Origin of the sequence: Bartonella sp. CL162QHHD, assembly GCF_042195435.1 — a bacterium.
GTDB lineage: Bacteria > Pseudomonadota > Alphaproteobacteria > Rhizobiales > Rhizobiaceae > Bartonella.
The window spans coordinates 191,035-205,248 of the sequence record NZ_JBHIOG010000061.1 but is presented as its reverse complement, the minus strand read 5'-3'; the positions used below and the strand labels follow the sequence as shown (position 1 = coordinate 205,248).

The 14,214-nt window shown below is 37.2% G+C and carries 14 protein-coding genes; 9 read left to right on the top strand and 5 right to left on the bottom strand.

Annotated elements, in window-relative coordinates; all coding sequences use genetic code 11:
• Nucleotides 1-153 precede the first annotated feature (153 nt).
• Entirely contained in the window at nucleotides 154-2,046 is a 1,893-nt protein-coding gene (gene dnaK / locus ACFILD_RS06460) for a molecular chaperone DnaK (RefSeq protein ID WP_273790233.1), read from the bottom strand.
• A gap of 319 nt (nucleotides 2,047-2,365) precedes the next feature.
• Nucleotides 2,366-2,542, bottom strand: coding sequence for a hypothetical protein (locus ACFILD_RS06455; protein WP_375664909.1), 177 nt, complete (start codon nucleotides 2,540-2,542; stop codon nucleotides 2,366-2,368).
• A gap of 471 nt (nucleotides 2,543-3,013) precedes the next feature.
• On the opposite strand from ACFILD_RS06455, the gene ACFILD_RS06450 reads away from it, so the two are divergent.
• Nucleotides 3,014-3,568 carry a copper chaperone PCu(A)C gene (locus ACFILD_RS06450; protein WP_273790231.1) on the top strand — a complete coding sequence of 185 codons (555 nt, stop codon included), beginning with the start codon at nucleotides 3,014-3,016 and terminating at the stop codon, nucleotides 3,566-3,568.
• A gap of 120 nt (nucleotides 3,569-3,688) precedes the next feature.
• Here ACFILD_RS06450 and lysM read toward each other — a convergent pair whose 3' ends face one another.
• Entirely contained in the window at nucleotides 3,689-4,144 is a 456-nt protein-coding gene (gene lysM / locus ACFILD_RS06445) for a peptidoglycan-binding protein LysM (protein ID WP_375664908.1), read from the bottom strand.
• A gap of 386 nt (nucleotides 4,145-4,530) precedes the next feature.
• Between lysM and ACFILD_RS06440 the strand changes: the two genes are divergently transcribed.
• The 6 genes from ACFILD_RS06440 (at nucleotide 4,531) to thpR (ending at nucleotide 9,570) form a co-directional block, all read left to right on the top strand.
• Complete coding sequence (locus ACFILD_RS06440; protein WP_005774392.1) at nucleotides 4,531-5,253, top strand: response regulator transcription factor; 723 nt, start codon at nucleotides 4,531-4,533, stop codon at nucleotides 5,251-5,253.
• Between the two features lie 39 nt (nucleotides 5,254-5,292).
• A complete protein-coding gene (locus ACFILD_RS06435) occupies nucleotides 5,293-7,077 on the top strand; it encodes a sensor histidine kinase (protein WP_273790229.1) in 1,785 nt (594 codons plus the stop codon).
• Between the two features lie 23 nt (nucleotides 7,078-7,100).
• Entirely contained in the window at nucleotides 7,101-7,565 is a 465-nt protein-coding gene (locus ACFILD_RS06430; protein ID WP_273790228.1) for an HPr kinase/phosphatase C-terminal domain-containing protein, read from the top strand.
• Nucleotides 7,566-7,700: 135 nt separating this feature from the next.
• Complete coding sequence (locus tag ACFILD_RS06425) at nucleotides 7,701-8,102, top strand: PTS sugar transporter subunit IIA (RefSeq protein ID WP_273790227.1); 402 nt, start codon at nucleotides 7,701-7,703, stop codon at nucleotides 8,100-8,102.
• A 10-nt stretch (nucleotides 8,103-8,112) separates the two neighbouring features.
• The gene (locus ACFILD_RS06420) at nucleotides 8,113-8,406 is read left to right on the top strand and encodes an HPr family phosphocarrier protein (protein WP_012754483.1); all 294 of its coding nucleotides are present in this window, start codon (nucleotides 8,113-8,115) and stop codon (nucleotides 8,404-8,406) included.
• 624 nt (nucleotides 8,407-9,030) lie between these two features.
• Nucleotides 9,031-9,570, top strand: a complete 540-nt coding sequence (gene thpR, locus ACFILD_RS06415; RefSeq protein ID WP_375637228.1) for an RNA 2',3'-cyclic phosphodiesterase — start codon at nucleotides 9,031-9,033, stop codon at nucleotides 9,568-9,570.
• Between the two features lie 106 nt (nucleotides 9,571-9,676).
• On the opposite strand, the gene grpE is transcribed toward thpR, so the two are convergent.
• Nucleotides 9,677-10,339 (bottom strand): nucleotide exchange factor GrpE, encoded by a 663-nt coding sequence (gene grpE, locus ACFILD_RS06410; protein WP_375606140.1) that lies wholly within the window; start codon nucleotides 10,337-10,339, stop codon nucleotides 9,677-9,679.
• A 124-nt stretch (nucleotides 10,340-10,463) separates the two neighbouring features.
• The gene (gene hrcA / locus ACFILD_RS06405; RefSeq protein ID WP_273790224.1) at nucleotides 10,464-11,534 is read right to left on the bottom strand and encodes a heat-inducible transcriptional repressor HrcA; all 1,071 of its coding nucleotides are present in this window, start codon (nucleotides 11,532-11,534) and stop codon (nucleotides 10,464-10,466) included.
• Between the two features lie 505 nt (nucleotides 11,535-12,039).
• Between hrcA and rdgB the strand changes: the two genes are divergently transcribed.
• Both rdgB and hemW read left to right on the top strand, forming a co-directional pair.
• Complete coding sequence (gene rdgB / locus ACFILD_RS06400) at nucleotides 12,040-12,687, top strand: RdgB/HAM1 family non-canonical purine NTP pyrophosphatase (protein WP_273790223.1); 648 nt, start codon at nucleotides 12,040-12,042, stop codon at nucleotides 12,685-12,687.
• Nucleotides 12,684-13,883 (top strand): radical SAM family heme chaperone HemW, encoded by a 1,200-nt coding sequence (hemW, locus tag ACFILD_RS06395; RefSeq protein ID WP_375643001.1) that lies wholly within the window; start codon nucleotides 12,684-12,686, stop codon nucleotides 13,881-13,883. Before rdgB ends, hemW begins: the two co-directional genes overlap by 4 nt.
• Nucleotides 13,884-14,214 lie beyond the last annotated feature (331 nt).

Here is a 14,214-nt window from a genome sequence, read left to right as displayed (position 1 = left end):
ATTCCTGATAATTTTTCTGTCATCCATCTTTATGGATAATATTGCTTTTAATTTATATTTTTAGCAACAAAGTTGCAACTTATCTCAAATAATAAAGCCCAGCCTTATATTTCAAAGGCCGGGTTTATAAATTAATCAACACATATGCTGACACTATTTCTTCTTATCATTAACTTCTTCAAAATCAGCATCAACAACATCATCATTCTTTGCCTCTGTTTCAGTGTCAGCGCTCGCTGCTTGTGAGGCTTCGTACATAGCCTGTCCAAGCTTCATACTGACTTCTGCTAATTTTTGCATCTTTGTTGTTACTTCTTCCGTATCACTGCCTTCAAGCGCAGATTTCAAATCAGATATTGCTGTTTCAATCTGTCCCTTTTCTTCAGCTGATACTTTATCGCCATATTCATTGAGCGACTTTTCAGTTGAATGAATAAGAGCCTCCGCTTGATTTCTAGCTTCAACACCTTCACGGCGTTTTTTATCCTCAGCCGCGTGCTCTTCTGCATCCTTTACCATTTTTTCAATATCAGCATCACTTAAACCACCTGATGCCTGAATACGAATTTGATGCTCTTTACCTGTTCCCTTATCTTTGGCCGAAACATTAACAATACCATTCGCATCGATATCAAAAGTAACTTCAATTTGAGGTATACCACGTGGTGCTGGAGGAATACCAACAAGATCAAATTGAGCCAATAACTTATTATCACTTGCCATTTCCCGTTCACCTTGGAAAACACGAATCGTCACAGCACTCTGGTTATCATCAGCTGTCGAAAAAACTTGCGATTTTTTTGTTGGGATAGTGGTATTGCGCTCAATAAGGCGTGTGAAAACCCCACCCAAGGTTTCAATACCCAAAGATAAAGGCGTTACATCTAGCAACAACACGTCTTTGACATCGCCTTGCAATACACCTCCTTGGATGGCAGCACCCATTGCGACCACTTCATCAGGATTAACACCTTTGTGTGGATCCTTACCAAAGAAGCTCTGCACGACTTGCTGAATCTTGGGCATACGTGTCATACCACCTACTAAAACAACTTCGTCAATTTCACCAGCCTTTAATCCAGCATCTTTCAACGCAGCTTTACAAGGCTCGATGGTACGCTGCACTAAATCGTCAACGAGAGATTCAAATTTTGCCCGAGTCAATTTCATTGTTAAGTGCTTGGGACCTGATTGATCTGCCGTGATAAATGGTAAATTGATTTCTGTTTGCTGTGACGAAGAAAGCTCAATCTTTGCTTTTTCTGCCGCTTCTTTTAAGCGCTGTAAAGCTAATTTATCATTTTTCAGATCAATTCCTTGCTCTTTTTTGAATTCATCTGCAAAATAACCAACTAGGCGCATATCAAAGTCTTCACCACCTAAAAACGTATCTCCATTGGTTGATTTAACTTCAAAAACGCCATCTCCAATTTCAAGAACTGAAATATCAAATGTACCACCACCAAGATCGTAAACTGCTATTGTTTTTCCGTCTTTTTTGTCCAAACCATAAGCTAAAGCAGCAGCTGTTGGCTCATTAATAATCCGTAAAACTTCAAGTCCAGCAATTTTACCCGCGTCTTTCGTAGCTTGACGTTGCGCATCATTAAAATAAGCAGGAACCGTAATAACGGCTTGTTCAACTTTTTCACCAAGATAAGATTCTGCTGTTTCCTTCATCTTTTGCAAAATCATAGCTGAAATTTGCGACGGAGAATATTTCTTTCCCGCTTCTTCAACCCATGCATCACCATTGTCACCTTTAACAATTTTATAAGGCACAAGTGCTTTATCTTTTTCAACCATAGGGTCATCAAAACGGCGCCCTATCAAACGTTTAACTGCAAAAACTGTCCCTTCAGGATTTGTCACCGCTTGCCGTTTAGCAGGCTGCCCAACAAGCCGCTCCCCCCCATCAGTAAAGGCAACAACGGAAGGTGTTGTTCGCGCTCCTTCTGAGTTTTCAATAACTTTTGCGTTTTTGCCATCCATAACAGCCACACAAGAGTTCGTTGTCCCCAAATCAATACCAATTACTTTTGCCATATTATAATCTCCATTCAGCAAGCTACCTCAACCTTCATAAAGCATCTTTTTAAGATAGCTCCTCATAACACCTAAAGCCCGTATATTGCTTCAAGCAACATAAATAATAATAAACTGCAAGTCGCAACAAGCCTTGCTGCCTCGTATATAAGAACAGGCTTTTATTGCTACAAGAGAATAATGAGAGAAACATCTCTAAAATAAAAAATTTATTTTAAAATAGGCACTCTAATGACCCATAAATACCATATTTATGAGAGACTTGAGATCATAATATATTTTTCTTGCAATTCTCAACAAATATATCTTTCTATAAAAATTAAAAAAATAAAAGAGCGATTGCACTCTCGCTCTTGATCTTCTCATCATTGATAAAATGATACTCCCGTAAAAGCTTTTTAAAAGGCAAATAATTTATATCACGAATATTATAAATTTTTCTTGGACTAAAATAATCATCATATCTAATACTCACATCTGTAAAGGTATTATCCATCGATCTCCTTTCAAAAATTCTCCTTCTAACGGTCTCATTGTTTGCGGTTATTTGAAATCTATGCTTTAAACTCACCTAAAGCGTTTTTTCTTATACTATATAATTTTGAACTTTGAAAATATATAAAAATGCCTCTGTATAAACGCTTTAAAATGCCAAGAGCTGTCATAATATTAAAATTGGTAAAGTGGTTGATGATTGTTCTATATTATATTTATTAAGCAAAATAGCAGTGCATCATAGATTTTATACCATTTACAAATATTATTTATGAGATGAACACGGAAGCGTTGAGAGGTGTGTTGTCGTTGTAAACCTTACTGCCTTCCTTTAAAATCAAATAATTCTATGATTTTTATTCTCATATTCAAATCAATTTCATTTTAGTATTTCTTTCTTTTATTTTAAATAAAAGCTCTGCTAAAATAAAAAAATATTCAAAGTGTGAATCTTATGAAGGAGGGTAAATCAATGATGACATCTATTATTAAGAAAATAACAAATCTCATCTTTAAGAATATAATCCATACACAATATCCATACAAAAAGGTTATCATAAATATCGTGTGTGCTCTTCTCTTTGCTGGTATAACCCTGCCAGCAGGTGCTCAGCAATATAAACTTGGCGACATAGAAATTCTCAATCCTTGGACACGAGAAACACCTAAAGGTATAAGAGTTGGTAGCGGTTATCTCTATATTATTAATCACAGTAATACCCCAGACCGTTTGGTTTCTATTTCCACAAACGGAGTAAAAACAACAGAGATACACTCTATGGCTGTCGTTAATGATATTATGAAAATGGAAAAAATGCACAATGGCATTGAAATTCCGGGAAATGGAGAAATCACGCTTAAGCCTGGCGGTGATCATATTATGTTTATGGGGCTTTCAAAACCATTCAAGTTAGGTGATAAAATTAGCGCAAAATTGACATTTGAGAAAGCAGGAACCATTGATGTTGATTTCTCTGTAAACGCTATGAAAGTACCATCACCTTCTAAATCCTCTCTTGTTCACTAAGCTCCTTTTATATAAATACACAATAAATACACACTTTATAAAATGAAGGAGCGTGAATTTTTTTACGCTCCTTTATTTTTTGTTTAATGCCATCAGTAAAAAATTATCCTCTTTGATGAATTAACTATGGTCAATTTCAGGAATACGTAAAACTTGTCCAGGATAAATTTTATCGGGAGATTTTAGCATTGGCTTATTGGCTTCAAAAATAAATGTGTTTTTATTACCTTGCCCTTTTCCATAAACCTCTTCAGCAATTTTCCAAAGATTATCATCAGATTTAACCTCATAAAAGCGAGAAGTTTTTCTAGGCGTTGTATCTATAACCTTTAATTGATCAACATCTACAGAAGAGATACCTTGTGCATTGCCAACAACCAGCAGTGCTTTTTCAAGTGTTTCCCTATCTGGAACTTCACCGCTTAAAATAGCTTTACCGTCTTCAACTTGAATATTGACTTTTTCTGTACCGAGTTGAAAATCATCAAATGCTCTTTTAAAATCTTTTTCTTTTGGTTCATGGTCCCCAATACCTAACTTTTCCCCTACAGTTTTAATAAAATTAAAAAATCCCATTACGACCTCCTTTCGTGTAGCAGAAACAAATTTTTGTGCATATATTGCCACATTCTTTTCTTTGCTCTTAAAACACATAGGCAGATTTTCTAAACTTCAACAATCAAAACTACATCTGTTCAATTATGAGACAAATACAATAATAAACTTTGTAATAAACCTTGATAAAAAAAGCCTTTATGAAAATTTTCTCTCAAATGAAGGGATCTTAATAGACGTAGAAACATTATAAATTATGAAAGCAAAACAAGATTTTACAGTAATGACAAAAGGTTTTTTACTTTGCTACAATTTGTATCATATTTGTTTTGCAAAAAAAATATGAACTCCCATATAAATAAGTGTGGGTAATTTGCTACCACAGCAATAGAAAGGTCTAAGAAACCATGAAAGATACACCAACAATCACACAAACGATTGTACTTGTTGATGATGATCGCAATATTTTGACATCTTTATCTTTTGCGCTTGAGACAGAAGGATATCGGGTTGAAAGCTATACAGATGGAGCATCTGCACTCAAGGGTCTCACACTTCACCCTCCACACTTAGCTATTTTTGATATTAAAATGCCCCGAATGGATGGGATGGAACTTTTGCGTCGTTTGCGTCAAAAATCTGATCTTCCAGTTATTTTTCTCACCTCTAAAGATGATGAAATTGATGAATTATTTGGTCTCAAAATGGGAGCTGATGATTTTATTACTAAACCTTTCTCCCAACGTCTTCTTATTGAACGCGTGAAAGCTATTTTGCGCCGTTCTAATGCACGTAACCAACCGCTTTCTACAGGAACTTCTTCCACCTCTTCTCTCAAACGTGGAGATCTTGTGATGGATCAAGAACGCCATACCTGTACATGGAAAGATAAACCTGTTATTTTAACCGTTACGGAATTTTTGATTCTGCAAACCTTAGCACAAAGACCAGGAGTTGTAAAAAGTCGTGATGCTTTAATGGATGCTGCCTATAGTGATCAAGTCTACGTAGATGATCGCACCATTGATAGTCACATTAAACGTCTGCGTAAAAAGTTTAAACAAGTGGATGATGATTTTGCAATGATTGAAACACTTTATGGTGTAGGTTATCGTTTCCACGAGGTATAAAACTACTTTGTCGCAAAAATTTGAACGGCAATCAAATCGATGACAGACAATTCTCAACTGGAAACTTTACAAAAAACAACCGTTAATGGTACATCCTCAACGCCATTTCTTATGTTTTCTCGTTTGCATCTTCGAATACAACGTCTCTTTAGACAATTGCTTTTTTCCAGCCTTACACGTCGCATTGTTATATTAAACATTGCTGCCCTTGCCGTTTTAGTTACAGGCATTTTATACCTTAACCAATTTCGCGATGGTTTAATTGAAGCAAAAATTAAAAGTTTATGTACCCAAGGAAAAATTATTGCTGGGGCTATTGCTGCTTCTGCAACAGTAGATACAAATTCTATCCTCATTGATCCCCAAAAACTCTTAGAGTTACAGACTGGTGAAAGCGTTACACCAGCCCCTCAATCAACCGATTCTTGGGATTTTCCTATTAACCCTGAGCAAGTTGCCCCTCTTTTACGGCGTCTCATCACACCTAAAACGACAAGAGCACGTATCTATGATCGTGATGCTACTCTCCTTCTTGATTCGCGCGTTCTTTATTCTAGTGGAGAAGTTTTTAGTTATGATTTACCCCCACTTAAAACAGAACAAAACATGTGGGATCGCCTTACTTCATGGTATTCAAGCGCATTTTATGGTAAAGGTATTGCTCTTGACAGAGAACAAACAAAAACCAGTGGTATTGCTTATCCAGAAGTGTACCGCGCATTAAACGGATCTCTTGCTACGGCAAAAAGACGCAACAGACAAGGGCAATTAATTGTTTCTGTTGCCGTTCCTGTTCAACGCTATCGCGCAGTGGTTGGAGCTCTTCTTCTTTCAACCACTGGTTCCGATATTGATAACATTGTAAAAGGCGAAAGACTGGTTATCTTTAAAGTTTTTGCCGTTGTAGGTAGCGTACTTTTGGTTCTTTCTCTCTTTTTGGCCCATACGATTGCCCATCCATTAAGTAAATTATCTGCCTCGGCTAATCGAGTGCGTAATGGCAATAATCAGCGTGTAGAAATTCCTGATTTTTCAATGCGTGAAGATGAAATTGGTCACCTTTCAACTTCTATTCGTGATATGACCAATGCCCTTTATATGCGTATTGAAGCCATTGAACGCTTTGCTGCTGATGTAAGCCACGAATTAAAAAATCCTCTCACCTCTCTACGCAGTGCTGTTGAAACGCTCCCTCTGGCTAAAAATGAAGAAGCACAAGAGAAATTGCTTGAAATTATTCAACATGATGTGCGCCGCCTTGATCGGTTGATTACAGATATTTCTGATGCATCACGGCTCGATGCAGAGCTTGCACGAGAAACCGCAGAGATTGTTGATATGACACCGCTTTTGGAAAGTCTTGTTCATGCTGTTCAGGAAGTGTATCGTAATACGCAAACCATTGATATAAGCCTTAATATTGTCCCACGTCCTCATGGAAAAGCCTATCTTGTATTGGGACACGAACTCCGTTTAGGACAAGTGATTTCAAATCTTCTTGAAAATGCGCGTTCTTTTATTCCTCGGAATCGTGGCAAAATTTGCATTACTATGAAAAGTCATGCTTCAACCCTTATTTTAACCATTGAAGATAATGGCCCAGGTATTCGTTCAGAAAATATTGAACGCATTTTTGAACGTTTTTATACAGATCGACCAAATGAAGATGCTTTTGGGCAAAACTCTGGACTTGGCCTTTCTATTAGTCGGCAAATCATCGAAGCTCATAATGGGACAATTACAGCCGAAAATATTATTGATCCTACACTTGGGAAGTGTAAAACTGGTGCACGTTTTACTATTATGCTTCCGCTTGCTAAATAAATCTTTTATCCAAAGTAAAAGACATGAAAACAAAATGTGAAATACTCCACGCAAATTGCCTTCAACTAGGCGGCAAGGGGCTGTTAATTATAGGTCCATCGGGATCAGGAAAATCAACCCTCACCCTTTCTTTGCTTGACCGCGCTGAGTGGTCAAAACGTGAAGCGAAGCTTATCAGTGATGATTATACAATGTTGCGTGCGGAAAATGGAAAGCTTCACGGATACACTCCCGATAATTTAGAGGGCGGCATCGAGATTCGTGGCGTTGGTCTTTATATGATAGAATTTGAAAAGCACACAATTATCGATTGTGTTATTTTTCTCGGTCCGGAATATGAACGTTTTTCCACAAATAAAACTTTTCAATTTGAAAATTTGCACATTCCTCTTTTAAAACTTCCCTCTCTTCGTGAAGCCGATTGTACCGCCATTTGTCAAGCTATTGAAGCATTTTTGTTTAAAAAAATATGGCAAAAATCTGTCTAATTTTTTTCTAAAGATAAAAAAATCACAATTTTTGCCTTTTTTTTGCAAATTTTTCTTGGCAGCAAGATAAAGCCTTGTACAATGTCTTTCCCACCAATATGGTTGGGTCTTATTAGTTAACAGGAGTTTGCGTAAATGATTGGACTCGTGCTTGTAACGCACGGTGAGCTGGCTGTCGAATTTTTACATGCCGTGGAACATGTTGTTGGAGTACAAGAAAAGTTCGCAACAATATGCGTTTATCCCGATGACGATATAGATCAGCGCCGAGGTGATATTATAGCCGCAGTAACCGATACAGATACGGATCATGGCGTCATCATATTAACAGATGTGTTCGGTGGAACACCATCAAATATAGCTATTCCTGCTATTGAAAAAGGACGCGTTGAAATGATTGCGGGTGTTAATTTGCCCATGCTTATTAAACTGATTTCTATTCGCAAATGTCCGGATATTTCATTATCAGACGCGTTAAGAATAGCACAAGAAGCAGGGCGTAAATATATTAATGTACCAAGTATGATTAGCGGATAATAAAATACCAATGTTTTCCAAAGATACCCTCCCGTGTATAAGTCGTCATTTCAATATCTGTAATAAACGTGGGTTGCATGCACGTGCTTCTGCAAAATTTGTACAAACTGTTGACAATTTTAATGTTACTGTTGAAGTTGAAAAAGATGGAAAAATTGTTGGCGGATCATCAATTATGGGACTTATGATGCTAGCGGCTTCATCCGGTTGCAACCTCACCATTCGTGTTTCAGGGCCAGAAGCAACAGATGCTCTTAATGCTCTTGAAAAGCTCATCAATAACAACTTTGGAGAGGAAAACTAGTGCTTTTTCATCATAAACAAGGATGATAATTCTTAGAAAATAGGAACTTTCCATCATTATTTTGAAATTTAATTTCTCTTCCCGCTTTTATACCAATATTCATATCCATTATGGATTGGTATAATTATCATAAATGTAAAAGCTTATAGTAATTTTGTTATGCTGGTTTTTTCTTCCTTTCCTAACATTATTTGACCAATTTGAATAGTTTTGCGTATTATGGCTATTCCCCGACTTAATCATATAATTAAATCTTTACAGAAAAGAGAACTCTTCACCTTGTATTAGAATATGCTTTATTTTAGGCTAAAGATAAATGTCAAAATAATTTCGCACATCAACAATCTATCAACTTTTCTTATTTTCTGCTAACTTTGTAGCCTTTATAATACACAAGTAATCTTCCATTGCACATCATTGTGATACAGATCATGAAAACGCAATTCTTATCAATGTCATAACCATTTTCTTAAAACGAATAAGCTTTGTACGCTCATAATTATAGTAAGCATTTTTTAGACATTCTTTTTCTATACTATTGCCTTGTTTTATGTGGTACGTGCCCCGCCCTTATTATCTATATTGCGCTTGGGATAGCATCTTTCATTATAAGGAGATAATATCATGGGTCGTCTATTTAGTGCTCTCCAGATTCCTCAACAAACAACAAAAGCCCTCGTATCATTGCAAAATGGCTTACCAAAAGCGCAATGGATCAACCCGCAAAATTTTCATGTCACCTTATCTTTTTTTGGCGAAGTTGAAAGTTCTACAGCAGATGAAATTATGCATACCTTTAACACTATAGAACTTCCTTCTTTTACGCTACAGATAAAGGGTTTTGAAGTTTTTGGTTCAGAAAATGCTCCCCATTCTCTTGTGGTTCGCATTGAACCTTGTGAAAAGCTTACTCTTTTACATGAAAAGATGCAATATATTCGGAATAAATTAGAGTTAAAGCCTGATGAAAGACTGTTTATTCCGCATATCACTCTTGCACGAATATTTGATATTAATCTTAAAGATCTTTCTTCTTATCTATCTTTTCAAGATGATTTTTTTGTCCCTCCTTTTGAAGTTGATCATTTTGTTTTATTGTTATCGGCCTCTCCCTTAAATAAGGCTCCCTATATTGTAAAAGGAAATTGGCCACTTCAAAAATAAAAGGGTGTTTGTCACACCCTTTAAAAACTCTTTGAGAAAAGACCCTATATATATGAAACTGCAGGGAATACTGCATTTTACGATAGAGGTTTGTTATTGATGTGTTTTAAGCCGAATCAGCTTCAACAGAAGCTTCTTTTGCTCCTCCTTTAGCTACACCCACTATAGCTGGACGTAACACCCTTTCCCCGATAATATAACCTGCCTGAACCACTTGTTGAACAGTATTATCTGGAACATCAGCATTGGGAATTTCAAACATCGCTTGATGAAAGTGAGGATCAAATTTTTGCCCCTCTGGATGAATTTTTTGCACCCCATGACGTTCTAATGCTGCCATCATGGCACGTTCAGTCATTTCAACACCTTCTGCCAATGATTTCAAACCAGCATCACTCTCCCGTGCACCTTCTGGAATAGCTTCCAAAGCACGATTGAGATTGTCAGAAACCGATAACATATCCCGTGCAAAATTAGCAATGGAATAAGCCTTTGCATCCGCCACATCTCGCATAGTACGGCGTCGAAGATTTTCCATATCTGCAACAAGACGTAAAAGCTGATCTTTCAGTTCTTTATTTTCATCCTGCAAAGACGCTAAAAGATCACTAACCTCATTGCTTTCTGTTTCAACGACTTCGTGTTCCTCTGTTTTATGTGTTTTTAAAAATTCATCGGCTGCCTGTTTAAGTGTATTACGATCAGCTGGATTTTTTAAATCACAATTTTCAAATGAAGCGTCAGTAAATTTGTTTTTTTCATCAGACATAAAAATTTTATTCCTTCATAAGATTCGTTATTCTCGATATCGAAATTCTACAGACAAAAATCAAGGGGTAGCGATGTATATAATACAATGAGCTTTTATAGTACAAATACTTACTTGCATCGTTTTAACGCAATAACTGTGACACAAGTTGAGCTGTATAATCAACCATGGGCACAATCCTTGCATAATTAAGCCGTGTAGGACCAATAACACCTAAAGCACCAATGACTCTTTGTTGTGAATCTCGATAAGGTGCTACAACTAAAGAAGAACCAGAAAGAGAAAATAACTTATTTTCTGAACCAATAAAAATTCTAACCCCAGAACCTTCATCCGTTAAATCGAGAAGCTGTGCCATACTCTCGCGCGTTTCAAGATCATCAAACAAATGGCGTAACCGTTCTAAATCTTCTTCTGCTTTCACATCTTCAAGTAAATTGCTACGCCCGCGAACAATGAGGTGTATTTTATGATCAGCATCTTCTCCTCCCCAAAGAGCTAATCCCGTTTCAACAAGATGATGTGATAAATCATCAAGTGCGGCCCTTGTTTCTGCGCATAAGCGGGCAATTTCCCCTTTAGCTTCACTCAATGTACGCCCTTGAATATGGGCATTGAGAAAATTCGTTGCTTCCGTCAATTGTGCATGGGTAACCCCTTCTGGTAAATGAACAATACGATTTTCAACTTCACCTTGTTGAGTCACCAAAACGGCAAGAGCGTGCTCCCTATCAAGGCGCACAAATTCAATATGTTTCAATGTTCCTTCTTGTTTTGTTGCTAAAACAAGCCCTGCCCCACGTGAAAGATCTGAAAGAACTCGGCTTGCTTGAACAAGAAAATGTTCAACCGATTGTGCATGACCAGCCTCTTTGACTTGCATTTCAATATTTTCTCGCTCTTCGTTTGGCAAATCACCCGCTTCCATAAATGCATCAACAAAAAAGCGTAAACCTGATTGTGTCGGCATTCGACCCGCAGAAACATGTGGTGCATAAATCAAACCGAGATGTTCAAGATCACTCATCACATTGCGAATCGTCGCAGGCGATAATGTCTGTTGTAAAAGCCGCGAAAGATTACGTGACCCTACAGGTTCACCATCATTAAGATAAGCTTCAACAATATGGCGAAAAATATCACGCGAACGTTCATCAAGATATTTTAGTTCATTATCAATAGTTTTGTGCTTCATCACAATTGTTTCACTACTTTTAAAATCCTCATCTCTTATATAAGTTTTGCCAAGGTTTGGTCAAATAGTCTAAAGTAGTATAAAAATATATTATCCTATTGAGCTGTAAAATGCTACCTTTCAGAGTGATGCTTGATAAATTACGCAGGAAATATTTTTTGTTAGAGTGTGTGAGAAATATTTAAGATAAGAGTTGATCTGTAAAGTGGTCTGCTGTAGGGACTTATCAAGAGAATCTAGATTGATTAAAAACCGCTGTAGATAGAAAATTTCACCCTTTAGAGCAAGCAGGAAATTGGAAATTTACCATAAAAATGCTATCATAAATAAAGAGATGTCTTTCATATCTTTGCAAGGTTATCTTCATACAAGATAAAAAATTTTATTGGAATAAAATATCATTAAACGTGTAAAATAATCATATCATGTAAAATGTGTGTGTATGAGCATTAAAGTCGGTTTTTAGCACAAAAATAATTCCCCTTTCATTTTTGGAGAAATCTATATGAGAAGCATAGCAGATAAAAAACTTGTCATTGCTACACATAACACCGGAAAATTGCATGAAATCACTACTTTAATTACGCCTTTCGGTTTAATAATACAATCGGCAAAAGAACTGGGCTTGCCAGAACCAAAAGAAACGGGAAAAACATTTGAAGAAAATGCTTATATTAAAGCTTTTTCAGCAGCAAAAAAAACAGGACTTCCTGCCCTATCTGATGATTCAGGCTTAGAGGTAGATGCATTGGAGGGTGCGCCAGGCGTTTATACCGCTGATTGGGCAATTCAAGCCGATGGTACACGTAATTTTCCAAAAGCTATGAAAAAAATAGAAAATGAACTCCAAAAAGTCGGAGCACGAGAAAAAAGTCAACGGAAATGCCGTTTTATATCCGTCATTTGCATTGCATGGCCTGATGCTCATGCAGATTACTTCCGTGGATGCGTTGAAGGAACGTTCATTTGGCCTCCACGGGGAGATAAAGGCTTTGGTTTTGATCCTATTTTTTTACCCGATGGATGTGAAAATACCTTTGGAGAAATGTCAACAGAGCAAAAACACAACTGGAAACGTAATGATATTCCCCCTCTTTCACATCGCGCACGTGCTTTCAAACTTTTGGCAGAAAACCTTTTAGCATTCTCATGAATGAACCTTTTGGCATTTACATTCATTGGCCCTTTTGTGCAGCTAAATGTCCTTATTGTGACTTTAATTCGCATGTTCGCATCCATGGTGTTGATCAACCACGTTTTGTCACCGCCTTTAAGCGCGAAATAGAAACGCAATACCACAAAATAGGCCCACGCCATATTACAAGTATTTTTATTGGTGGAGGAACCCCTTCCCTTATGGAGCCGCAAACTGTCGATGCCCTATTGCAAGCACTTGCAAAAAAATGGGTAGTCGATGATAAAGTTGAAATTACATTAGAAGCTAATCCATCCAGTGTGGAAGCAGAGCGCTTTCGTGGATACCGTGCGGCAGGTGTTAATCGCTTATCTCTAGGGATACAAGCGCTCAATGATAAAGCATTGCGCAAACTTGGCCGACTCCATAATGTGGAACAAGCTCTTTGTGCCATTGCTTTAGCACGGCAAATTTTTCCACGTTTATCCTTTGATCTCATTTATGCCCGCCCCGAACAAACCCTTGAACAATGGAAATCTGAACTTGTACAAGCAATTGATTTAGCAGCGGACCATCTTTCTCTTTATCAATTGACGATCGAAGAAGGAACCGCCTTTAAACGGCTTCATGATGCAGGAAGACTTATCCTTCCCCCATCAGAGCTAGCAGCAGATCTGTATCATCTTACTCAAGAAATAACGGCACTACATGGACTTCCTGCCTATGAAATCTCAAACCATGCAATGCCCGGTGCCGAATCAGCACACAATCTTCTTTATTGGCGTTATCACCAATATGCAGGCTTTGGTCCAGGAGCACATGGACGTTTCATTGAGCACGCATCGAATCATTCCTCTTTCTGTTCAAAAACATTGTCATCACACCTTGAAAACCGCGAACGTTATGTCACAATAAATGAAAAGCATCCCGAACAGTGGCTTAATTTGGTAGAAACAACAGGACATGGCTGTATTGAAACGGAACATTTAACCACTGAACAACAGGCAAATGAAATGCTCCTTATGGGATTACGCCTTTGCGAAGGCTTAGAACTTATACGCTATGAAACCTTAAGCCCTAAACGTATCCCAATGGAAAAACTGATCGATTTACAACACCAAGAATTGATAGAAATGGTGGATAACCAACGCTTAAAAGCAACAACCAAAGGACGTATTGTTCTTGATCACATCATCAGCCAACTTGCAAATTAAAGTTTTTATAACAACATACTTATTTTAATCATAATTATCATTTTTCATAGCAAGGTGAGATTAGAATATTGTGAGCTTCTCTCATTTCAAAACTATTTATAGCAAGTTAGTTATCGCCATTTGCTTACACCTTAAAAATAGAGAAGCATGTGGATAAAAACTATAAAAAAGGAGTAAAAAGGCCTCTTATGAACACTCTTAAGTGCTAAAAGCTATTGCAATATTTTGAGCTAGAAAGTGTATGGTGCTCTAACTTTATTTTTCATAAACATAAAGATGGGGAGGCATTATAGATTTTATATTACAACATTCATAAGCACCGTAGTAGCAC